Origin of the sequence: Ferranicluibacter rubi, assembly GCF_011603255.1 — a bacterium.
In the GTDB taxonomy this organism is placed as follows: domain Bacteria; phylum Pseudomonadota; class Alphaproteobacteria; order Rhizobiales; family Rhizobiaceae; genus Ferranicluibacter; species Ferranicluibacter rubi.
On sequence record NZ_JAANCM010000004.1, the window covers coordinates 309,983 to 333,070 of the forward strand.

Sequence of the window (23,088 nt, forward strand, 5' to 3'; positions counted from 1 at the left end):
CAGTAACCACGAACGGCACGACGATGAAATTTCTTGATGAGGCCAAGGTCTATATCCGCTCCGGCGACGGGGGTGCCGGCGCGGTATCCTTCCGGCGCGAGAAGTTCATCGAGTTCGGCGGGCCGGACGGCGGCGATGGCGGGCGCGGCGGCGATGTCTGGGTGGAGGCTGTCAACGGCCTGAACACCCTGATCGACTTCCGCTTCCAGCAGCATTTCAAGGCCGGCACGGGTGTCCACGGCATGGGCCGCAATCGCACGGGTGCGGGCGGCGATCACGTGACGCTGAAGGTGCCGGTCGGCACCCAGATCCTTGAAGACGATGGCGAAACCCTGATCATCGACATGATCAGCGAGGGCCAGCGCTTCCGCATCGCAGCCGGCGGCAATGGCGGCTTCGGCAATGCGCATTTCAAGTCTGCGACCAACCAGGCACCGAGTTGGGCCAATCCGGGCCTCGAGGGCGAGGAAAAGACCATCTGGCTGCGGCTGAAGCTGATCGCCGATGCCGGGCTCGTGGGGCTGCCGAACGCCGGCAAGTCCACATTCCTCGCCACCTGCACGCGGGCACGGCCGAAGATCGCGAACTATCCCTTCACGACGCTGCACCCGAACCTCGGCGTCGCCACCATCGATGGACGCGAATTCATTCTGGCGGACATTCCCGGTCTGATCGAAGGCGCGCATGAAGGCGTCGGCCTCGGCGACCGTTTCCTCGGCCATGTCGAGCGCACGCGCGTCCTCCTCCACCTCGTCTCCGGACAGGAAGAGGATGTGGCCAAGGCCTACAAGACCGTGAAGCACGAGCTGCAGGCCTATGGCGGCGAACTGACGGACAAGGTGGAGATCGTGGCGCTGTCGCAGGTCGATACGCTCGACCCGACCGAGCTGAAGAAGAAGCAGAAAGCTCTGGCAAAGGCCTCGGGCAAGACGCCCTTCCTGCTCTCTGCCATCGTCGGCACCGGCATGACGGAGACGCTGCGCGCCCTGCGCGATATCATCGTCACGGCCCAGACGGCGGGGAGCGACGACTGATGCGCTCAGCCCGCAAGCCGCTTTCGACCTATCGCCGGATCGTCATCAAGATCGGATCGGCCCTGCTGGTCGATCGCGCAAGCGGGCTGAAGACGGCATGGCTTCATGCCATCTGCGCCGATATCGCCGCCCTGAAGGCAAAAGGCGTCGATATCCTTGTGGTCTCCTCCGGCGCCATTGCGCTCGGCCGCTCCGTGCTGAAGCTGCCGGGCGGCGCCCTGAAGCTGGAGGAGAGCCAGGCGGCGGCGGCCGTCGGGCAGATCGCGCTGGCACGTGCCTGGTCGGAAAGCCTGTCGCAGGATGCCATCATTGCCGGACAGGTGTTGCTAACGCTCGGCGATACGGAAGAGCGGCGCCGCTACCTTAATGCGCGCGCGACGATGACGCAGCTTCTGAAGATGGGCGCCATTCCCATCATCAACGAGAACGACACAGTCGCGACCAGCGAGATCCGCTATGGCGACAATGACCGGCTGGCCGCGCGCGTGGCCACCATGATCGGTGCCGATCTCCTGATTCTCCTCTCCGATATCGACGGCCTCTACACGGCGCCGCCGCATCTCGATCCGCAGGCCCAATTCCTTGAGACGATCCCGTCCATCACGCCCGAGATCGAGGCGATGGCCGGCGGGGCCGCATCGGAACTGTCGCGTGGCGGCATGCGCACCAAGATCGACGCTGGCAAGATGGCGACGGGCGCCGGTTGCGCCATGATCATCGCCTCCGGCAAGGTCGATCACCCCTTGAGCGCGCTCGGCGACGGCGCCCGCTCCTCGTGGTTTGCGCCCTCCACCACGCCGGTGACCGCGCGCAAGACCTGGATTGCAGGGCAATTGCTGCCCTCCGGCAGCCTCGCCATCGATGCGGGGGCGGAAACCGCGCTGCGCTCCGGCAAGAGCCTGCTGCCGGCCGGCGTGCGCGACGTCACCGGCTCCTTCAGCCGTGGCGATACGATCGCAATCCTGAGTGCGAACGGGCGCGAGATCGCCCGTGGCCTTGCCGGCTACGATGCTGACGAAACGCGGCAGATCGTGGGACGAAAATCGGGAGAGATCGCAGCGATTCTCGGCTATGCCGGGCGCGCCGCCATGGTGCATCGCGACGATCTGGTCATGACCGGTGCGACGCAGCAGCCCATGACTGAGGATACGGAGAGGAGGGACATCCATGCTTGACGATCCCCGCAAGCGCGAAATTCAGGACCTGATGGCGACCATTGGCCGGCAGGCAAAGGCGTCGGCCCGTCCGCTCGCCACGGCGTCGCCGGAACAGAAGACCGCGGCCCTCCTGGCCATGGCCGATGCGATCCTGCGGCGGACCGCCGAGATCCTTGCCGCCAACGTGCTGGATCTGGAAAACGCCCGGGAAACCGGCGTTGCCGCCTCCTTCATCGACCGGCTGACGCTCAGCGAAGCGCGGATTGCGGACATGGCGAGCGCCATCCGCGATATCGCCGCTTTGCCGGACCCGGTCGGCGACGTCATCGCCGAATGGGACCGGCCGAACGGCCTGCGCATCCAGCGCGTCCGCACGCCGCTCGGTGTCATCGGCGTCATCTACGAAAGCCGGCCGAACGTGACAGCGGATGCCGGTGCGCTGTGCCTCAAGGCCGGCAATCCGGTGATCCTGCGCGGCGGTTCCGACAGTCTCCATTCCTCGCAGGCGATCCATGCCTGCCTGCTCGAAGGTCTGGCCGAAGCCGGCCTTCCCGAACATGCCATTCAGATGGTTCCGGTTGCCGATCGCGCGGCCGTGGGCGCCATGCTGACCGGCCTGAACGGCACGATCGACGTCATCGTGCCCCGCGGCGGCAAGAGCCTTGTTGCCCGGGTGCAGAACGAGGCCCGCGTGCCCGTGTTTGCGCATCTCGAAGGCCTCTGCCATGTCTATGTCGATGCCTCGGCCGATCTGGACATGGCGCGCGCCATCATCGTCAACGCCAAGATGCGCCGCACCGGCGTTTGCGGCTCGGCGGAAACGCTGCTGATCGACAAGGCCGGCGCCGCGCGCTTCGTCGAGCCATTGATTGCAGCCTTGAAGGCCGCCGGATGCGAGGTGCGCGGCGACGAAACGGTTCGTGCCATCGTCCCCGGCCTCATCGCTGCCACGGAAGAGGACTGGGCGACCGAATATCTCGACGCGATCATCGCCGTGCGGATGGTCGACGGCATTTCCGGAGCGATCGAGCATATCGGCCTCTGGTCGTCCTCCCATACGGAAGCCGTCATCGCCGAGGATCCCGACGTCGTTGGCCGCTTCTTCACCGAGATCGATAGCGCCATTCTCCTGCACAATGCCTCGACGCAGTTTGCCGATGGCGGCGAGTTCGGCATGGGCGGCGAGATCGGCATCTCCACCGGCAAGATGCATGCGCGCGGGCCTGTGGGCGTCGAGCAGCTGACCTCCTTCCAGTATCGCGTGCACGGCACCGGCCAGGTTCGGCCCTAGGTGACGCGAAACGAAGCCGTCGCCGACCGCTATCTCCGGATGCCGCATGTCGAGCCGGGCATGACGGTCGGCCTGTTCGGCGGCTCGTTCAATCCGCCGCATGACGGGCATGTGCTGGTGGCCGACATCGCCCTGCGCCGCCTGCGGCTCGACCAGCTCTGGTGGATGGTGACGCCGGGCAACCCCCTGAAGAGCCGGCGCGAACTGGCGCCGCTTGCCGATCGCATCGCGCTCAGCGAGGCGATCACGGAAAACCCGCGCATCAAGGTGACCGCCTTCGAGCAATCGCTCGGGCAGAGCTACACGGCGCGCACACTGGAAAAGATTCGCGCGCGCAACCCGGCCATTCATTTCGTCTGGGTCATGGGTGCCGACAACCTGAAAACGTTCGACCGTTGGCAGCGCTGGCAGGAGATCGCCCGTAGCGTGCCCATCGCCATCGTCGATCGCCCGGGCGCCACGCTGGCCTATCTCTCCTCGAAGATGGCGCAGACCTTCGACTATGCCCGTGTGGACGAGGAGGATGCCGCTCTTCTCGCGCGTAGACCCGCACCGGCCTGGACGTTCCTCCACGGTCCGCGCTCGCGTTTAAGTTCCACGGCGTTGCGGGCGGGCAAGCCTGTGCGAGGCTGACGATCTTTTTGGCGGCGTCTTGAAACCTTAAGGCTTTGATGACTACATTTATACAGGCGACTGTCCGACAAGCAGTTGCCCGGCATGAGATGTGCCGAACGTGCATGTTCTGGTCATTGGGAAAGGAAAAACTCTGACAACAGTACACGCCAAGGGAAATGTCACCCGCATCTTCCCGAAAAGCACGGAACGTGGCGACGATGCCGCCGACCGGGCGCTTCAACTGGTTCTCGCAAGCCTCGAGGACTCAAAGGCAGAAGATATTGTCACGATCAACATTGCCGGGAAATCGGCGCTGGGCGACTACATGGTTGTGGTCTCCGGGCGATCGAGCCGCCATGTTGCCGCGATCTCCGACCACCTGATGTCCGACCTGAAGGACGAAGGCCTGGGCTCTCCCCGGGTCGAAGGCCTCGAGACGGCAGACTGGGTGCTGATCGACGCCGGCGATATCATCATCCATGTGTTCCGTCCTGAAATCCGCGAATTCTACAATATCGAGCGGATGTGGGCGGCCCCCGAGATGGATGACGGCACGCGCCACTGACCCTTTGATATCAGGCGTTCGGCGACACCTCCCAAGGGTTCGTCGAAGGCTGTACCTTGCGCGGCTTTAATGACGCGGCGTCGCTGCGGATCGTCCGGCCGAATGCCGACGGACGACGTCGGTCGAAATCACAGCTGCGCCGGAGGCCAGAGGGTTGAAAATCGGACTTTTTGCTGTCGGGCGCCTGAAAGCCGGCCCGGAGAAGGATCTTGCGGCGCGTTATCTCGACCGCTTCGCCAAGGCTGGCCCCGCTATCGGCCTCGAAGCCGGGCGGATGACGGAAATCGCCGAAAGCCGCGCTTCGTCCAGCGACACCCGCAAGCGCGAAGAGGGAGCCCAGCTTCTGAAGTCGCTCCCCGACGCGGGTCTTCTCATCCTCTTGGACGAACGCGGCAAACACTTGGAATCACCGGATTTCGCCAACCTCATTGGCGGCTTTCGCGACCAAGGCAAACGCGAGATGACCATCGCGATCGGCGGCGCCGATGGTCTCGACCCCGACCTGCACGCCCGCGCGGACGCCGTGATCTGCCTCGGCCGTATGACATGGCCGCATCAGCTCGTGCGCATCCTGATTGCCGAGCAGCTCTACCGCACTGTGACCATCCTCTCCGGCCATCCCTATCATCGTGTCTGATCTCTCGCAGGCACCATCAACCTTGCGTCATCAGGCAGACAGGCCACGCGCCTGCCGCAATTGTGACAAAAGGCTTGGGCCTTCACTTCACGCGCAAGCTTCGGGCAAGGCGGACGACGGCAGATGGCGGGATGACCAAAAGGGGGCAGACCAGACGCGGGAAAGCCGGGGCAGGCGACCGGACGATGCCGCATGGCCGCAGCTTCCGTCACATTCTCCTGATGTCCACGATTCTCGCCGCCTCAGCCCCCCTGGGTATGCCTGCTCATGCGCAGGAAGCCGAGCGTGGCGATCGCCCCGCTGCTGCTGCCGCCGCACCGGAAGATCCCGCGGCCGCGCTTTCCCAGCGGCGCAACAATACCCGCATCGAACTCGAAGCCCTGTCGAAGACGATAGGCGTCTCGCAGGAGCGGGCGCTGGCGCTTCAATCCGAGATCGCCGACATTGAAAAGACCAATGAATCCCTGCGGCAGGCTTTGGTTGATTCCGCAGGCAAGCGTCAGGCGCTCGAACAGCAGATCGCCGATGGCGAGACGAAGCTGACCGATCTGCGCGTTCGCGAGGACACCGTGCACCAGTCGCTGAAGGCGCGGCGCGGCGTGCTGGCGGAAGTTCTCGCCGCCCTCCAGCGCATGGGCCGCAACCCGCCGCCCGCCCTGCTCGTCACGCCGGAAGATGCGCTCGGCTCCGTTCGTAGCGCCATCCTGCTCGGTGCCGTCGTGCCCGGCATCCGCCACGAGACGGAAAACCTTGCCGCCGACCTCCAGGCTCTGGCAGGCCTGCGCACCGAGATCGTCAATCAGAAGCAGGCACTCGGCAACGACATGACCGCACGGCTCGAGGAAGAGCGGCGGATGAACATGCTGGTGGCCGAGAAGGAAAAGCTGAAAGACCGCAACGCCACCGAGCTTGCTGCGGAACGGCGCAAGGCCGAACAGCTGGCCTCGCAGGCAACGAGCTTGCAAGGCCTGATCGGCTCGCTCGAGACCGAGATCGGCTCCGTGAGGGCTGCCGCCGAGGCAGCACGCGCGGAAGAGGAAGCCCGTGCGCGCCTGTCGGAGTCCGAACGCGAGGCCGCGCGCGCGCTGGCACGCAACGCGGTGCCCGACAAAAACCGCATTGCCCCCGCATATGAATTTTCCGAGTTGCAGAAGAAACTCGCCTTTCCCGTCGCTGGCTCCGTCCTGCGCCGCTACGGCGAAGACGACGGCACCGGGCATTCCTCGCAAGGCATGATGCTGCGCACCGAAGCCGGCGCGCTGGTCACGGCGCCGGCGGACGGATGGGTCATGTTCGCAGGCGCATTCCGCAGCTACGGACAGATGATCATCCTCAACCCGGGCGACGGCTATCTTGTTGTTTTGTCTGGGATGGAGACGGTCGCCGTCCAGCCGGGCCAGTTCGTCGTCGCGGGCGAACCGCTTGGCCAGATGGGGGCGAAAAGAGTGGCGAGTGCTGCGGCTTTGGCGCTGGAAACAGATCGACCAACGCTTTACATTGAATTCAGAAAAGACGGTAAACCGGTTGATTCTCGACCCTGGTGGACCGCCTCAGATACCGGAAAGGGTCGAAATGATTCGTAGGGCTTCACTAGTTCTGGTCGGGGCGTTGATGGGCGCGACGGCGATGAGCGTCGTCTACTCCGCAGTCGTTCCGGCCGTTGCGGCCAATCCGTCCACCTATCGCGAACTGTCGATCTTCGGCGATGTCTTCGAGCGCGTCCGCGCCCAGTACGTCACGCCGCCGCAGGACGACAAGCTGATCGAGAATGCCATCAACGGCATGCTCTCCTCCCTCGATCCGCATTCGAGCTACATGAATGCGACCGACGCGGAAGACATGCGCACCCAGACCAAGGGTGAATTCGGCGGTCTCGGCATCGAAGTCACGATGGAAGACGAGCTGGTCAAGGTGACGAGCCCGATCGACGACACGCCCGCCGCCAAGGCCGGCGTTCTCGCCGGTGACTTCATTTCCAAGATCGATGGCCAGGACGTTCGCGGCCTGAAGCTTGAGGAAGCCGTCGACAAGATGCGCGGCGCCGTCGGCAAGCCGATCAAGCTGACCATCCTGCGCAAGGGCGCCGACAAGCCGATCGAACTGACGATCGTGCGCGACGTCATCGCGGTACGGGCCGTCAAGTCGCGCGTCGAAGGCGATGTGGGCTATGTCCGCGTCATCTCCTTCACGGAAAAGACCTATGACGACCTGAAGAACGCGATCGAGAAGATCAAGAAGGACGTGCCGGCCGACAAGCTGAAGGGCTACGTGCTCGACCTGCGCCTCAACCCGGGTGGCCTGCTCGACCAGGCGATCAACGTCTCCGACGCCTTCCTGGAACGCGGCGAAGTCGTTTCCACCCGCGGCCGTAACGCCGACGAGACCCGCCGTTTCAACGCGACGCCGGGCGACCTGACGGACGGCAAGCCGGTCATCGTGCTCGTCAATGGCGGCTCGGCTTCGGCATCGGAAATCGTCGCCGGCGCCCTGCAGGACCTGAAGCGTGCCACCGTTCTCGGCACGCGATCCTTCGGCAAGGGCTCCGTTCAGACGATCATCCCGCTCGGCGAAGCCGGTGCGCTCCGCCTGACGACGGCGCTTTATTACACGCCGTCGGGCAAGTCGATCCAGGGCACGGGCATCTCGCCGGACATCAAGGTCGATCAGCCGCTGCCGCCGGAACTTCTCGGCAAGGTCGAGAACACCAGCGAATCCAGCCTGCGCGGCCACATCCAGGGCCAGAACGAGACGCAGGAGGGCTCCGGCTCCGTCGCCTACGTTCCGCCGGAACCCAAGGACGACATCCAGCTGAACTATGCGCTGGACCTGCTGCGCGGCAAGAAGAGCGACCCTAGCTTCCCGGCCAACCCGCAGAAGGCCGAACTCGCTCCGTAAGGGTCGAGGGACCATCGCTATCGCTTCAAACGCCGTCCGGTCCCCCGGGCGGCGTTTTTGCGTGTAAGGCGTCGGTGACGCGCAAGCTTCGGCCGGTAACAAGGTCGGCAGAGCCGATAGCAGATGACTGTGTTACCACGGGCTCGCCCGGCCGAATCGCTTGAGGGCACGGCTGAAGACATCGCTGTGATATTCCGGTTGGGAATGGGCCAGCTACCAGTGCAGGACGACTTTGGGGACGGATCTCAACGCACCGCTTGGCCAGAACAGGCGACCGGCAAAGACGAAGACGCCGCTCCGCAAGGGGCAGGCGGCGCTTGGTCTCTTCGCGGCAGCCATAGCCGGCGTAACCGTCTTCGCGCTGATGTCGCCCACGGGTCTTCTTCCTCCAAAGCCTGACGTCGCCGTCGCGCCGGCCGGCGAAAAGCCCGAAGACAAGACACAAGACGCGGCGAAAGCGACAGCCCAGCCGACCCGCGAAACATCGTCGTCGGGCGCGACAGTCAACCGGACGCTCCTCAACGACGGCAATGTGGTGACGACCTATTCGCCCGGCAAGCGTGGCAAGGACGGTCCCGCCATCATCGAGGTCGGCCCGGTGCGAGGCCAGGATCCGCGCATGGCGGCACAGCCGAACGACCTCCTGCTGGAGGACGCGCCCGAGGGCCGCCTGCCGGTCGTCGGACCGGATGGGCTGCGGCCGATGGATCAGTATGCAAGGCCCTGGTCGGGCGCGCGGGGCACGCGGATCGCGCTTGTCGTCGGCGGCCTGGGAATGAGCCAGACGGGGACGCAGAACGCCATCCGCACGCTTCCCCCCGCCACCACCCTCGCCTTCGCCGCCTCGGGCAACAGCCTCCAGCGCTGGATGCAGGAAGCGCGGCGGACGGGTCACGAGATCCTGCTGCAGGTGCCGTTCGAACCTTTCGACTACCCCGCGAACAATCCCGGGCCACAGACCCTGCTGGTGGGAGATAGCGCCAAGCAGAACCTGGCGCAGCTGCGCGACGCGCTCGGCAAGATCACCAACTATACCGGCATCATGAACTTCCTCGGCGGCCGTTTCCTGTCCGACGCCGGCGCCCTCGAGCCCGTGATGCGCGATCTCGGACGCCGCGGGCTGCTGTTCCTCGATGACGGCACCTCGGCACAATCACTGACATCGACGCTCGGCGACGCGCTGGACGTGCCCTATGCTTTCGGCGACGTTGTGGTGGATACGCAGCTCGACCGCACCGCCATTCTGCGCAAGCTCGACGATCTCGAGCGGATCGCCCGGCGCAACGGCACGGCGATTGGCACGGCGTCCGCCTTCGACGAAAGCGTCTCGGCCATTGCGCAATGGATGGAAGAGGCAGAGAAGCGCGGCATCGAATTCGTCAGCGTCTCCGCGCTGGTGAAGGACACGAAGCGAAACTGAACCGATCCCCCTTGTGCGCGCTGCAGGACAGCCGCCACACGTCTTGAGGACACCCGATGAGCAAGACCGGCAAGAACCCTCCCCTTCGCGCTGAAGACCTCCCCTACCGGCCCTGCGTCGGCATCATGGTGCTGAATAGCGACGGCCTTGTCTGGGCCGGGCGCCGCATCCCGCTCGGGAATTCGGAATATGACGGGTCGGGCCAGCTCTGGCAGATGCCGCAGGGCGGCATCGACAAGGGCGAGGACCCGCTGGAGGCGGCAAAGCGGGAGCTTTACGAGGAAACGGGCATGCGCAGCGTGTCGCTGCTGATGGAAGCGCCCGATTGGATCAACTACGATCTGCCGGCCCATCTGATCGGCATCGGGCTGAAGGGCAAGTTTCGCGGGCAGACCCAGCGCTGGTTCGCGTTCCGCTTCGAAGGCGATGACAGCGAGATTGCCATCAACCCGCCGCCGGGCGGGCACGAACCGGAATTCGAGGAATGGGCGTGGAAGCCGATGACCGACCTTCCCGGTCTTATCGTGTCCTTCAAGCGGGAGGTCTACGACACCGTGGTCGCCACCTTCGCACATCTGGCAACGGAAACGGCCCGCAAGGGCTGAACGCGCCAGAATAGCGGCTGATACTGGATCGTGTCGGCTTGGATGATACGAAAAAAGGATGCGGCGAGAATACCGCCGCATCCGATCAAAGCCTGTATCAGGCGTCTTCGCTGCCGACTTCGGCCTTGTCGGCGGAGGTCGCGTTCAGCTGGCCGTACTTCTCGGCGCCGATCGAATTGAACAGCTGCAGCTGGGTTTCGAGGAAGTCGATATGGCCTTCCTCATCGATCAGCAGCTGTTCGAACAGCTTCATGGAAACGTAGTCGCCGGCCGCGTGACAGATGTCGCGCGATTCCTTGTAGGAACTGCGGGCGTCGTATTCGCCGGCGAGATCCGCTTCGAGGACTTCCTTGACGTTCTGCCCAATGCGCAGCGCACCGACGGTCTGCAGGTTGGGATGACCGTCGAGGAAGATGATGCGCGCGATAATCTTGTCGGCGTGATGCATTTCCTCGATGGATTCGGCCCGTTCCTTCTTGGCCAGGAGCGTATAGCCCCAATCCTCGAGCAGCCGGAAGTGCAGCCAGTACTGGTTGACCGCTCCGAGTTCGAGATAGAGTGCTTCGTTAAGCCGCTCTATGACCCTTATGTCGCCTTTCAAGATCCGCTCTCCTGTTTTCTTCATGGAAATTTTTGAGACGGGTCATGAAATCAAATATTTGGTCATCCGTCGAGTGCCGCAGGGCATGATAGCGCTCGGTGGTCCGGATAATCAGGTCAACGACATTGGGGAAACAGCCACAGCAGCGGCCACGCTTGGCCATGGCATGATACACCTTAGCAGGCACGATCAGCTGCCAACAGTCCTCATCGAGAAGGGCGGTGATCGTGTCCTCGATCTCCTTTTCGGAGATGAAATTGCAACTGCAAACCAGCATGGCGTCTTGCCTGTTTTCGCATCCTCGCTGAGGCCAGCAGTAAACAAACAAGATAATTCGTGTCAAGAAAAAACCCCGTGAGGGGAGCCGGTCTAGTTTAGAACAATTCCAAAGAGATAGAGAAAGAGAAACCGAAGCCGGATATCCGCCCATGGGCGGACGCTGACGGCGGGAGGTCGATGCGATCCCTTATCTACGCGAACAGGCGGGCAAGGAAAAAGTCGATCTCGGAGACTTTGCGCAAGCGTTCCTGCCCGGACGCGGGCAACCCATCAAAATGACATCAGCAGCACCTTGCCGACGGGAATATTTTCAGAAGATTCCGGGCGTCTCGAAAGAGGTTTCCGGCCACTTTGGATAGGACGAACGACGACATGCGCGCCGTCTAAAATAAATATGTGGACGCGCGTTTTTTCTCGCCGGAGCACCTCTAAAAATAGGTCTCAGTGAAAATTCCGGCCCTTCGGCATGACCTGCGCCGTTTTCATCAGGCCGGATTTGATTCGCGCCTCGCGGCGCGCGCGCTCCCGCTGGGCCTGATCCACCGCATTGCCCTTCTGCCGCTCGTCGACGGTCGCACGCAGCACCTCGTCCGCCCGTTCATTGACGGCAAAGCGCCGGGCCTCGCCCTTCAGGAGCCCCAGAGCCTCGGTCATGTCCTCCAGGATCTCGGCAACGACGTGGATGACGCCGTTCTGGCTTTGCAGGCGGCCGGTGACCTTGACCAGCCTTGCCCCCATGACGACGGCGCGGAACGTCTCGAAGACGGCCTTCCAGACGATGATGTTGGCAACGCCCGTCTCATCCTCCAGCGTCATGAAGATCACGCCCTTGGCGGACCCCGGCCGCTGCCGCACGAGAACGAGGCCGGCCACCGTGACGCGTCGCCCGGGACGCAGTCCCGACAGCCCACGGCTCGCCACCACACCATCCCGCGCAAAGGCCTCCCGCATGAAGGAGACTGGATGGGCCTTCAGCGACAGGGACAGCGCCCTGTAATCGTTGACCACCTCTTCACCGGCCGGCATGGTCGGCAGGCGCATGGCCGGGTCCGTCCGGAGGTCCGCCTCTCCCGCTGCGGCAAAGAGCGGCAGGCGCTCGGCCGGTGCCCGCTCGTCGAGCGCCTTGATCGCCCAGAGCGCCCGGCGGCGATCGAGCCCGATCGAACCAAAGGCATCCGCGTCCGCCAGCCGCTCCAGCACGCTGCGCGCCAGCCCGGATCGCAGCCAAAGATCATAGATCGAGACATAGCCCTCGCCACGGACTGCAGCGAGCTGCTTCATGTCGTCTTCCCGCAGGCCCTTCACAAGGCGAAAGCCGAGGCGGACGCCATATTTCGTGCGGATGACGTCGCGCATGTCGCGATGCCGCGGATCGATCGCCCGCCGGTCGAAGGCGCTTCGTACCCCGCCATCCACATCGCCCTGCCCGTCGCCCTCAAGAATCGTTTCCCAGTCGGAGCGGTTGATATCGACGGCCCGCACCTGCACTCCGTGCTCGCGGGCGTCGCGCACCAGCTGCGCCGGGGCATAGAAACCCATGGGCTGGGCATTGAGGAGCGCCGCGCAGAAAACGTCGGGATAGAAGGTCTTGAACCAGCAGGAGGCATAGACAAGCAGGGCGAACGAGGCCGCATGGCTCTCGGGAAAGCCGTACTCGCCGAAACCCTTGATCTGGTTGAAGCAGCGGACGGCGAAATCGCGGCTGTATTTGTTGGCGACCATGCCCTCGATCATCTTGGTCTCGAAATTCGCGACCAGACCCGACCGCCGGAAGGTGGCCATGGCGCGGCGCAGCTGGTCGGCCTCGGCCGCCGAAAACCGCGCGGCCGTCATGGCGATCTGCATGGCCTGCTCCTGGAACAGAGGCACGCCCAGCGTCCGCTGCAGCACCGCCTCCAGCTCCAGACTTTCATAGGGGATCGCCTCTCCCCGCAGCCGGGCCTCCCGGCGCTTGAGATAAGGATGCACCATATCACCCTGGATCGGGCCCGGCCGCACGATGGCGACCTCGATGACAAGATCGTAGAATTCCCGGGGTCGGAGCCGCGGCAGCATGCTCATCTGCGCCCGGCTCTCGATCTGGAAAACCCCCACCGTATCGGCCCGGCAGATCATGTCGTAGACCGGATTGTCGTTGTTACCATAGTCGAGCTCGGTGTCGTAGACCTGCGAGAGCAGCATCTGCTTGCCGTAATGAGTCTCCAGCATGCGAAACGCCTTGGCGAGACAGGTGAGCATGCCAAGTGCCAGCACGTCGACCTTGAGAATCTTCAGCGTATCCAGATCGTCCTTATTCCACTCGATCATGTAGCGGCCGGGCATGGCCGTCGGCATGATCGGCACCACCTCGTCCAGCCGGTCCTTCGTGATGACGAAGCCGCCGACATGCTGGGAGAGATGCCGCGGCATGTCCATCAGCCGCCCGGCATAGGTGAACATGCGCATCACGGTCGGGTCGGTGAGATCGAGCCCGGCGGCCTTTGCCTGCTCGTCGGTAAACGACGACGTCCACCAGCCCCAGATGGAAGCGGCAAGCGCCGTCTGCACGTCCTCGGAAAAGCCGAACACCTTGGCCACCTCGCGCCCGGCCGAGCGCGCCCGATAGCTGATGGCCGCCGCCGCGATGCCGGCATGCTCCCTGGTATAGGTATCGTAGATGAACTTGATCACCTCATCGCGCCGGGCATGCTCGAAATCGATGTCGATATCCGGCGGCTCGTCGCGATCCATCGACAGGAAGCGATCGAAGAGAAGGGTGAACTTGACCGGATCGACCTCCGTCACGTGCAGGCAGTAGCAGACGGACGAGTTCGCCGCGGACCCCCGGCCCTGACAGAGGATGCCTTCGTCTCGCGCAAAGGCCACCAGCCGGTGGACGGTCAGAAAATAGGGCTCGTACTGCTTCTTATGGATCAGATCGAGCTCGTAGGCGATCTTCGTCTCCACGGCCTGCGGCACGCCATGCGGATATCGCCGCGCAGCCCCTTCCCGCACCAGCCGTTCGAGCGTCTGTGCCGACGTCTCGCCCGGACCGGCTTCATCGGGATAATTGTGCTTCAACTCGTCGAGCGTGAAATCGAGCGTCCGGAAGAATCGTTCGGTATTGGCAACCGCTTGCGGGTAGCGGCGGAAGATGCGGACCATCTCGCCCGGCGCCTTGAGGAAGCGCTCGGCATTGGCCTGCAGCCGGAAGCCTGCCTCTACAATCGTCACATGCTCGCGAATGGCCGTCATGACATCGGCAAGCGGGCGGCTGTCGGGGGAATGGTAGAGCACGTCGTTCGTGGCGATGAGACGCACGCCCGTGCTGTCGGCAAGGGCTGCGAGAGCTGCGAAATCCTGCGCATCGAACCCGTCATAGCGCGGTGTCATGCCGAGGAAGAGCCGGCCCTTCATGAGAGGCTGTAGCGACCGAAGGGTATTGCCGAGCGTCTTCCAGGCACGGACCTCCTTCCCGTCAAGGCCATCGTCCATGCCTGCGTCGGATGGCACTGCATGAGGTCCATCCAATGCTTCCTCCTGTCGATCGGCCCCCAGTCGGTCGGCCTGAACGCTTTCATGCACGTTCTCATGGGTGCAGCGCTTCATCACGATCACTTGCAGGTGTTCCTGCCATGTCAGGAGATCGGAGAGGAAAAGGGTGCAGGTGCCCTTGTGCTCAGCACGCAGGTTGCCGGCGCTCAACAGGCGGCAGAGATGTGCCCATCCCTGCCGGTTGCGCGGATAGGCCAGCATGTCGGGCGAACCATCGGCAAAGACGAGGCGTGCACCGGGCTGGAAAGGAAATTTTTCCTCTCGCGCCTCTGCATGAACCCGGACGACGCCGGACAGCGTGTTGCGATCGGTGATCCCCAGGCCCCTGAGACCGATCCGCTTGGCCGTGACCACCATCTCCTTGGCGCCCGAGGCGCCGCGCAGGAAGGAGAAATTTGTACAGGCGCCCAGCTCAAAAAAGGTCGGCGGCTGGGCTTTGGGTGGCTCGCTACCTGGCTCTACCGAACCTCTGCCGGATTCATGGCCGGTCATGCGAAAATACCGTGCATGAACCAGTCGGGATGCATCCGCTCGCGCTGGAAGAGGCCGTTGCGGAACATCCAGAAACGGCGCCCCGTCTCGTCCTCGATGCGGAAGTAGTCGCGCGTCGGCGCATCCTCGCCGTCGATCCACCACTCCGCGGCAATGCGCTCCGGGCCTTCCGCCCGGGCGACCCTGTAGGCTGTGCGCCGCCAGAAGAACCGCTCCGGCGCGCCGTCGGGAACATCGGCAGCGGGAACCTCCACCCGTTCGGGGTGGGTCAGAAGGCGCAGGGGTCGCACGGGCATGACCGGCCATTCCTCTGCCTGCAAGGTTTTCCTGGCCGGAAGGACGGCATCGCCCGCCGGCTGCAGGCTCGCCGCCCGTTCGGGGATATGGCTTGCGGCGAGAACCGCGATGGAGAGCACCTCGTCCCCGAAACGGGCGATGACGCGATCGGTGAAGTCGGCAAGCGCCCGGCTCTGGTCCGGCCTTCCGGAAAAATCGTCCTGGACGGATTTGATCGGCTCGACTTTCAGGACGCAGAGCCGCAGGATCTCGAAACCGAAACCGGCATCCAGATCGTCATGCACAGCGGCAAGCCGCTCCTTGTAGAGCGCCGCGATGCGCTGCGGATCCCGCAACGGGGACGATGTGCCTGCGAGCAGCCGGAACACTTTGCCATCGACCCGAAAGAGCAGCAGCTCGAACTGGCGCCCGCCCTCTCCCCGCTCCTCCAGCGTGGTCTTGAGGCCCGCGGCAAGCTGCAGCGCAAGCCCGAGAATATCGTCTTCGCCTGAAACCGGCGAGATCAGCCGGCGCTCGACCGAAAGCTCGGCCACCGGGCGGCGTGGCGACAACGGCTCATCGTCATGCCCGAGTGCCTGGTCGAGCCGGAGGAAGACGAGCGGGCCGAAGCGGCGCGCGAGCGCTGCCCGAGGTGCCTCCATGAGATCGGCGACATGGGTCAGCCCCAGCCGGATCAGTGTGTCCGTCAAGGTCTCCGGCAGCCGAAGCGCCGTCACCGGCAGGGGGCCGAGCGCTGCGGCCTCCTCTCCCGCCTCGATCACGCTATCGTCAGACAATCGCGCAGTGGAAAATCGTGCAAGAGCCCAGGCGAGGCCGGGAGATGCGGCAATCGCCCCGCGCGCCTCGACGCCGAGCTGGAAAAGGCGCGACAGGACATCGTCGAGCAGCGCCTTTTCCCCGCCATGCAGATGCGTGCAGCCGGTAATGTCGAGCGCCAGACCATCGGCACCGGCATAAGCGACCAGCGGCGTATAGCGATCGCACCAGTCGGCGAGAGCCGACAGAAAGGCCTGATCGGCAGTAGGATCGGCCGGCAGCACGTCGAGCTGCGGATGCATGGCGCGGGCTTCGGCCACGCCCTGCCCCCGCTTCAGTCGTAGGCGATCGGCCACGCTGTCGAGCGCCACGATCCGCATGGCATTTTCGACCTTGTCGGAGAACACCACCGGCGGGTGATCAGGACGCCCGCTTGAAAGCCATGACGCGCCCCAGCGCCGGCGCGCCACCCGGTCGGCCGACAGATGCGGAAAGGACAGTGAAAGGATCCGCTGCGTTTGCCGGAAGAGGGACGGCGACGGGGTCGAGAGGATGGAACCGGCGCGCATGGGAACTCCATTCAAGGTAGGCATCGACAGGGGAAAAGGCCCGTGTCTTCTCGGCAATGACGTGAAAGGCGGGATGCCCGATGCCGGTCGTGAGCATCGTGCCATCGGGCAGCATGAACGGGGCTGCGGGCGCGGGACGCACGAGAAGACGCAGGTGCGCGCTGCTCGCCTCCTCCTCGCCCGCCTGCCGCAGGAGAAAGACCGGAACGCCGCTACCCAGCGACCGCAATTGCAGCCGCCGGCTTTCGGCAAGCCCGAGACGCGCCGGATTGCCGCGGATCTCCAGAATGACGGCGGAAAACACGGAAAAGCCGAGTGCCGCTTCGGCAATCCACAACGCCTGCTGCAGATTGCGAGGCCGGGAGAAGAGGGCGGCACGCAGATCGATCCCGAGAAGCGACAGGCCGACACCATAAGGCTCGCCCGCCTCCTGTCCTGCCATCGTCTCGGAGATCCAGAGGATCGGCCCGAGCTCGCCCCGCGCCTTGCGTCGTGCTTGGCAGAGCGCGGCAAGTCCCAGCGTAAACCCCGTGGCGGCACCGGCATCACGCGTTTCCGCCACACGGATCTCGCTTAATCCCTTGAGCGGCAGTCCGCCGGACATAGCATGATCGAGCGTGGGAACGCCGAGCGGCAGAACGTCAGCCTGCCGGGTGACGTCCTGCCCAGTGACGTCCGGCATGGGCAGAGACCGTCCGGACGCCGAAAATCCCGCCCGTTCGCCCTCCGTCTCCCATCTGGAAAGACAGGAACCGGATGGCCTGTCTCGTTCCAGTCGGGCAATGGCATCGCGCAGGGCGAGCACCGTCTCCCGCGGCACAGCGTTTTCAGCCATGGCAGTCAGCTCCTATCCGTTCTTGATATGTTCTTATAGATTCCAGAGCTTCAAAAAAGAGTCAACGCAGTTGGGAAAAGATTCCGCAGATTCTGCACAATTGCCTTACCAAACGAATTGCTTCTCGAAATGAACCGGAAAATGGCTATATAAAAAGGACAAGGAGTATCCATGGCCCGGATTGACCAAAGCGACGATTGGCGGGAACGCCATGCGCCGACCATCAGCACGTTCGAATCCCTGACACTGGAGGCCTATGGGCATCTTCCCGAGGAATTCCGGCTGCTGGCCACAGACCTCATCATCGTGATCGAGGATTTTCCGGATGACGACGTGTTCGAGGACATGGCACTGGAAACGCCATTTGACCTGTTGGGCCTGTTCGAAGGTCGCGGCATCGGCGAGCGGTTCACCATGGAAACCGGCACGATGCCGAACCGGATCACGCTTTATCGCCGACCGATCCTCGATTACTGGGCCGAAAACGACGAAACGCTGGGCGATATCATCACCCATGTGCTGATCCACGAGATCGGCCATCATTTTGGCCTGTCGGATGACGACATGGAGCGCATCGAGGAAAGCGTGGAGCATGTCGGCGGATAGGAGCCTGCCAGGGCAGGCACCTATCCGCCGCACGAAATTCACGACCTGGCTTTCGCCTACTGCTCCGACAGCTTCATCTCCGGCACGTAGTCCTTGCCCTCGACATCCTTCACCACGGCCTGGCCACACTGCATGACTTGGCTATCGGCATTGAAGGTGTATGTCGGCGAGCCGTGGAGATCCCAGCCCTTGTTGAGGGCGGCCGTTACCTTGTGGCAGAAGCTGGCATCGTCGGGGCCGGTGAGAAAACGGTAGAGTTTCATAGCTGCGTTCCTTTGTTTCGGATGGCCTCGACCTTTGCAAGACAGGCGATCGCCTGTTCGAGATGCAGGGCCTCGACCATTTTTCCCTTGTGGACGATGACCGACCTGCCCGCATTGTCGGGGTGAGCGAAGGCCGCGACGATCTCCAGCGCCTCCGCCTCGTCCTGCACCGTTGGACCGAAGGCGGCATTGGCCGGTGCGATCTGCTGCGGATGGATCAGCATCTTGCCGTCAAAACCCATGTCGCGGCCGTCAGCGCATTCCTGTGCGAACCCTTCGGCATCGCCGATATCGTTGAAGACGGCGTCGAGAACGTCGAGCCCGCTACCGCGCCCGGCGAGAAGGATCTGCATGAGCCAGGGCACGAGATAGGCACGCCCGGGGAGAGCCACAACGCCCGTTTCCTTGCGCAGATCGTTGAGGCCGGGAATGAGGCAATCGAGCCGCCCGCCGCGGGTTCGCCCGGTCTCGGCGATCGCGGCCACGTTGAGAACGCCCCGCGGCGTCTCGATCATCGCCCAGAGCCGCAGGTCTTCCAGACCGTCGCCCTCGTCCATCGCTTCGGCAATGTCGAGAATGTCGCGCGGCCCTTCCACCTTGGGTACCAGCACCGCATCGAACCGGCAGGCGGACAGCGCTTCGAGATCCGCTTCGCCGAAACCGGAGGCAAGGCTGTTGATTCGGACGATCCGCTCGATACCGGGCGTGGCCTGTGCCAGATGACGCACCAGCGCTTCGCGTGCACCGGCTTTGCGCTCCGGAAGCACGGCATCCTCCAGATCGTAGATCACTGCATCGGTTGAAAGGCTCGCCACCTTCGCGAGCGCGCGGTCGTTGTCGGCGGGTACGCAGAGCACCGAGCGACGAATGCGGTAGGGATGGCGATCGGACAAGGACATCATGCCATGTTGTGCCTTTCCCGTCCCGTCTTCGCAAGTCTCATGCTTTCAGAGCCTCGCCTATCAGCAACGCACCTGCAGACGGTCATCAAAAAACCGGCCCCGTCTTTCGATGGAGCCGGCTGATATGTCTGGAAAAATACGGGCCTCAGGCGGCCTTGCGATCGTGACGGCCTTCTTCCACTTCCTCGACGATCTTCGCCACGAAGGCATCGAGATCGCCAGGGTTGCGAGAGGTGATGATGCCCTTGTCGGTCACCACGGCCTCGTCCGACCAGAGGCCACCGGCATTGACAACGTCCGTCTTGATCGACTTGAACGACGTAACCTTGCGACCCTTGACCGCGCCGGCCTCGACCAGCAGCCACGGCGCATGGCATATGGCCGCCACGACCTTGCCGGAGGAGACGAATTCGCGAACGATCCGGAGCGCCTCGTCCTCGACGCGCAGCTTGTCGGGATTGATCTGGCCGCCCGGCAGAACCAGCGCATCGAAATCCTCGATCCTGACGTCCTTGGCCTCGAGATCGACGTCGATGCTGTCGCCCCAATCCTTTTCGTCCCAGCTCTTGATGCTGGTCTTGCCGATCGATGCGATCTTCACGGTCGCACCCTGCTTCTGCAAGTCATCATAGGGCACGCGCAGTTCAGACCGCTCGTAGCCGTCCGTTGCGAGAATGAGGATTTTGGATTCCTTGATGGAAGGCATGAGCCTGCTCCTTACTGTCTTTTGATATTTTGCTTCCGATCATCCCGGGGATATCGGAGGCGAATGTCACGACGGGTTCGCCCTGTTAACGAGACGCTCCACCGATCGTTCCCCAAAAACATCCGCATCATTTCCGACCCGGCCCGTCGCTTCATCAGACGATCAACGTCGAAAATGAAACCGTTAACGCACACAACATTGACGCGAACGGCAAAAGAACATATGTAGAACATCATGAAAAAGTCGCTGAAAGAGCGTTTGGCTATCCTCTCGGATGCCGCCAAATACGATGCGTCCTGTGCCTCCAGCGGAACGACGAAACGCAATTCGTCGGCCAGTGGCGGCCTCGGCTCCACGGAGGGATCCGGCATCTGTCATGCCTATGCGCCCGACGGGCGATGCATTTCCCTGCTCAAGATCCTGATGACGAATTTCTGCATCTACGACTGCGCCTATTGCATCAACAGGTCGTCCAGCAATGTCGAGCGCGCACGCTTTTCGGTCGAGGAAGTGGTCTGGCTGACGCTCGAATTCTATCGGCGCAACTATATCGAAGGCCTGTTCCTGTCGTCCGGTATCATCCGCTCGTCCGACCATACGATGGAGGAGATGGTGCGCATTGCGCGCGAGCTGCGCGTCACGCATAATTTCCGCGGCTACATCCATCTGAAATCCATTCCCGAAGCATCCGCTGCGCTGATCGAAGAGGCAGGGCTTTATGCCGACCGCCTGTCGATCAACATCGAACTGCCGACCGATGCAGGCTTGACCCGCTATGCGCCGGAAAAACGGCCTGCCGGCATTCGCAAGTCGATGGGCGACCTCCGCCTGAAGATCGAGGAAATGCGCGACCCGACCCTGCAGACCAAGCGCATACGGCGCTTTGCGCCCGCCGGCCAGAGCACGCAGATGATCGTCGGCGCCGACCAGGCGAACGACAGCGTCATCCTCGGCACCAGCGCCCGGCTTTACGGCAGCTACGGCCTGCGCCGCGTCTATTACTCAGCCTTCAGCCCCATTCCGGATGCCTCGCGCAACCTGCCCCTCGTCAAGCCGCCTTTGATGCGCGAGCACCGGCTCTACCAGGCCGACTGGCTCTATCGCTTCTACGGCTTCGGCATCGAGGAGATCACGCGCGACCAGCCGGATGGCATGCTCGATCTCGATCTCGACCCGAAGCTCGCCTGGGCGCTCGCCAACCGGCAGCGCTTTCCCGTTGACATCAACAAGGCCGATCGCGAGATGCTTCTGCGCGTACCCGGTTTCGGCACGAAGATCGTCCGCGCCATCCTCACCGCCCGCCGGCACCGCACCTTGCGGCTGGAGGATCTCGTCCGCCTCAAGGTCTCGTTGAAAAAAGTGCAGGCCTTCATCATTGCCGAAGGCTGGACGCCGTCGCGCCTCATCGACCGGCCCGACCTGCGCACCATGTTCGCGCCGAAACCCGAACAGCTGGTCCTTCTCTGATGCAGTCGCTCGACCTTGAGAGGCAAACGGTCATGCTCGACGGGAAGGGCGATTTCGGCGAATGGCGGGAGGCCGCACGCCGGCTTCTGATGGTGGGAACGTGGCCGGCCGCCGTGGACTGGCGGGAAAAGCACGGCGCAACCGACCTCTTTGCCGATCCGCCGCCGGCGCGGCCGAACGCAGAAGGAAAACCGGAGGGAACACGGCCGGAGATCACCGTTCCCCGCGCCTTCATGACGCTGGCGGAAACCGTGATCTGCCATTCCGATCCCGGCCGTTTTACGCTTCTCTATCGCACGCTCTGGCGCCTGCAGGCCGAGCGCAACCTGCTCGACATCGTCTCGGATGCCGATGTCGTTCGGCTCAACGCCATGGAAAAATCCGTTCGTCGGGACAGCCACAAGATGAAGGCCTTCGTGCGCTTCAAGGAGATCGGCGCCAGCACATCCACAACAAGCACATCGACGACGGACATTATGGAGGTGATCGCCCGTCCCGCCCCTCTGGAGGCGAGCGGCATCCCGATCGGCCGCCGGCGCTTTTTCGCCTGGTTCGAGCCGGACCATTTCATCGTCGCGCGCGCGGCCCCTTTCTTCCAGCGGCGTTTCACCGATATGGACTGGATCATCGCCACGCCGAAAGGCTCCGCCGCCTGGGATGGAACCGCGCTGACGGTGACGTCCGAGCCGGCCGACGATCCCAAACTGACCGATGACGCGGACACGCTGTGGCGCACCTATTACAGCAACATCTTCAATCCGGCGCGGCTGAAGGTGAAGGCGATGCAGTCGGAAATGCCGAAGAAATATTGGAAGAACCTGCCGGAAGCCAACCTCATCCCCGGCCTGATCGCCGGTGCGGAAGAAAAGGTGCGGGCCATGGCCGAACAGGCGATGAAGGACCCGCCGGCCTTTCACGCGAAGGTGCGCGAGGCCGCCATGCCGAAGACTGAGGAGAACACAGCCCTTCCCGGTACGCTGGAGGCCGCACGGGCAGAGGCGCGCGACTGCACCCGCTGTCCGCTCTCCTGCAAGGCGACGCAGACCGTGTTCGGCGAAGGGCCTGACGACGCAAAACTGATGTTCGTCGGCGAGCAGCCGGGCGACCAGGAGGATCTTGCCGGCCGTCCCTTCATCGGCCCCGCCGGCAAGATGTTCGACACGATCGCCGGCGAGGTCGATCTCGATCGCAAACATGCCTATGTCACCAATGCGGTGAAGCACTTCAAATACGAGCCGCGCGGCAAGCGCCGTATCCACCAGAAGCCGAATATGGGCGAAATCCGCGCCTGTCGCTGGTGGCTCAAGCTGGAACTCGACCTGATCCAGCCGAAACTGGTGGTTGCCATGGGTGCAACGGCTCTGACGTCCGTCATGAACCATGCCGAACGCCTCAGCGACTACCGGAGCCGCACGGTCGATCTCGATGACGGGCGCGCGCTCTACACCACGGTCCATCCCTCCTACCTCCTGCGCATTCCCGACGAGGGACGCAAGCGTGAGGAGATCGACCGTTTTCGCGAAGATCTGCAAGCGATCAAGAGCCTCAGCGACACACTATAA

Annotated in this window: 21 protein-coding genes; 13 read left to right on the forward strand and 8 right to left on the reverse strand. The window is 63.5% G+C overall.

The genetic code is table 11. The annotated features are described in order from the left end of the window. Window positions 1–23 precede the first annotated feature (23 nt). From obgE to G8E10_RS10650, 10 genes are all read left to right on the forward strand, one after another. Window positions 24–1,034 (forward strand): GTPase ObgE, encoded by a 1,011-nt coding sequence (gene obgE / locus G8E10_RS10605; RefSeq protein ID WP_110801202.1) that lies wholly within the window; start codon window positions 24–26, stop codon window positions 1,032–1,034. After that, a complete protein-coding gene (proB, locus tag G8E10_RS10610; RefSeq protein WP_167128609.1) occupies window positions 1,034–2,209 on the forward strand; it encodes a glutamate 5-kinase in 1,176 nt (391 codons plus the stop codon). The genes obgE and proB overlap by 1 nt, the downstream gene beginning before the upstream one ends. Further along, entirely contained in the window at window positions 2,202–3,482 is a 1,281-nt protein-coding gene (locus G8E10_RS10615; RefSeq protein ID WP_167128612.1) for a glutamate-5-semialdehyde dehydrogenase, read from the forward strand. Before proB ends, G8E10_RS10615 begins: the two co-directional genes overlap by 8 nt. Before the next feature lie 39 nt (window positions 3,483–3,521). Then, complete coding sequence (locus G8E10_RS10620; protein ID WP_132448856.1) at window positions 3,522–4,115, forward strand: nicotinate-nucleotide adenylyltransferase; 594 nt, start codon at window positions 3,522–3,524, stop codon at window positions 4,113–4,115. 91 nt (window positions 4,116–4,206) lie between these two features. Further along, entirely contained in the window at window positions 4,207–4,662 is a 456-nt protein-coding gene (gene rsfS, locus G8E10_RS10625) for a ribosome silencing factor (RefSeq protein ID WP_420851144.1), read from the forward strand. A gap of 154 nt (window positions 4,663–4,816) precedes the next feature. Continuing rightward, window positions 4,817–5,299: a 23S rRNA (pseudouridine(1915)-N(3))-methyltransferase RlmH gene (gene rlmH / locus G8E10_RS10630; protein ID WP_167128615.1), complete on the forward strand. Its 483-nt coding sequence runs from the start codon at window positions 4,817–4,819 to the stop codon at window positions 5,297–5,299. Window positions 5,300–5,556: 257 nt separating this feature from the next. Beyond that, the gene (locus tag G8E10_RS10635; RefSeq protein ID WP_281517526.1) at window positions 5,557–6,882 is read left to right on the forward strand and encodes a murein hydrolase activator EnvC family protein; all 1,326 of its coding nucleotides are present in this window, start codon (window positions 5,557–5,559) and stop codon (window positions 6,880–6,882) included. Beyond that, entirely contained in the window at window positions 6,872–8,194 is a 1,323-nt protein-coding gene (locus tag G8E10_RS10640; protein WP_110730403.1) for a S41 family peptidase, read from the forward strand. The genes G8E10_RS10635 and G8E10_RS10640 overlap by 11 nt, the downstream gene beginning before the upstream one ends. 232 nt (window positions 8,195–8,426) lie before the next feature. Next, entirely contained in the window at window positions 8,427–9,614 is a 1,188-nt protein-coding gene (locus tag G8E10_RS10645) for a divergent polysaccharide deacetylase family protein (RefSeq protein ID WP_167128621.1), read from the forward strand. Between the two features lie 56 nt (window positions 9,615–9,670). Then, window positions 9,671–10,219: an RNA pyrophosphohydrolase gene (locus G8E10_RS10650; protein ID WP_167128624.1), complete on the forward strand. Its 549-nt coding sequence runs from the start codon at window positions 9,671–9,673 to the stop codon at window positions 10,217–10,219. 97 nt (window positions 10,220–10,316) lie between these two features. Here G8E10_RS10650 and bfr read toward each other — a convergent pair whose 3' ends face one another. From bfr to G8E10_RS25915, 5 genes are all read right to left on the reverse strand, one after another. After that, window positions 10,317–10,820, reverse strand: coding sequence for a bacterioferritin (gene bfr / locus G8E10_RS10655; protein ID WP_110801097.1), 504 nt, complete (start codon window positions 10,818–10,820; stop codon window positions 10,317–10,319). Further along, window positions 10,786–11,097, reverse strand: coding sequence for a (2Fe-2S)-binding protein (locus G8E10_RS10660; RefSeq protein WP_092930998.1), 312 nt, complete (start codon window positions 11,095–11,097; stop codon window positions 10,786–10,788). The genes bfr and G8E10_RS10660 overlap by 35 nt, the downstream gene beginning before the upstream one ends. 443 nt (window positions 11,098–11,540) lie before the next feature. Then, window positions 11,541–15,125, reverse strand: a complete 3,585-nt coding sequence (locus tag G8E10_RS10665) for an error-prone DNA polymerase (protein ID WP_167128627.1) — start codon at window positions 15,123–15,125, stop codon at window positions 11,541–11,543. Continuing rightward, window positions 15,122–16,648, reverse strand: coding sequence for a Y-family DNA polymerase (locus G8E10_RS10670; RefSeq protein ID WP_245420107.1), 1,527 nt, complete (start codon window positions 16,646–16,648; stop codon window positions 15,122–15,124). Before G8E10_RS10670 ends, G8E10_RS10665 begins: the two co-directional genes overlap by 4 nt. Next, entirely contained in the window at window positions 16,599–17,582 is a 984-nt protein-coding gene (locus G8E10_RS25915) for an ImuA family protein (protein WP_281517505.1), read from the reverse strand. The genes G8E10_RS10670 and G8E10_RS25915 overlap by 50 nt, the downstream gene beginning before the upstream one ends. Window positions 17,583–17,753: 171 nt before the next feature. Here G8E10_RS25915 and G8E10_RS10675 point away from each other — a divergent pair, with 171 nt between their 5' ends. Further along, entirely contained in the window at window positions 17,754–18,188 is a 435-nt protein-coding gene (locus G8E10_RS10675; RefSeq protein ID WP_110801101.1) for a metallopeptidase family protein, read from the forward strand. A gap of 56 nt (window positions 18,189–18,244) precedes the next feature. On the opposite strand, the gene G8E10_RS10680 is transcribed toward G8E10_RS10675, so the two are convergent. From G8E10_RS10680 to G8E10_RS10690, 3 genes are all read right to left on the reverse strand, one after another. Further along, a complete protein-coding gene (locus tag G8E10_RS10680) occupies window positions 18,245–18,451 on the reverse strand; it encodes a DUF1737 domain-containing protein (protein ID WP_110730396.1) in 207 nt (68 codons plus the stop codon). Next, window positions 18,448–19,350, reverse strand: a complete 903-nt coding sequence (locus G8E10_RS10685) for an HpcH/HpaI aldolase/citrate lyase family protein (RefSeq protein WP_167128856.1) — start codon at window positions 19,348–19,350, stop codon at window positions 18,448–18,450. The genes G8E10_RS10680 and G8E10_RS10685 overlap by 4 nt, the downstream gene beginning before the upstream one ends. Window positions 19,351–19,498: 148 nt before the next feature. Further along, window positions 19,499–20,059 (reverse strand): type 1 glutamine amidotransferase domain-containing protein, encoded by a 561-nt coding sequence (locus G8E10_RS10690; RefSeq protein ID WP_132664842.1) that lies wholly within the window; start codon window positions 20,057–20,059, stop codon window positions 19,499–19,501. A gap of 234 nt (window positions 20,060–20,293) precedes the next feature. Here G8E10_RS10690 and G8E10_RS10695 point away from each other — a divergent pair, with 234 nt between their 5' ends. Together G8E10_RS10695 and G8E10_RS10700 are read left to right on the forward strand one after the other, a co-directional pair. Continuing rightward, on the forward strand, window positions 20,294–21,526 hold the full coding sequence (locus G8E10_RS10695; protein ID WP_110801105.1) for a putative DNA modification/repair radical SAM protein: 1,233 nt from the start codon (window positions 20,294–20,296) through the stop codon (window positions 21,524–21,526). A 32-nt stretch (window positions 21,527–21,558) separates the two neighbouring features. Beyond that, window positions 21,559–23,088: a UdgX family uracil-DNA binding protein gene (locus tag G8E10_RS10700; RefSeq protein ID WP_281517506.1), complete on the forward strand. Its 1,530-nt coding sequence runs from the start codon at window positions 21,559–21,561 to the stop codon at window positions 23,086–23,088.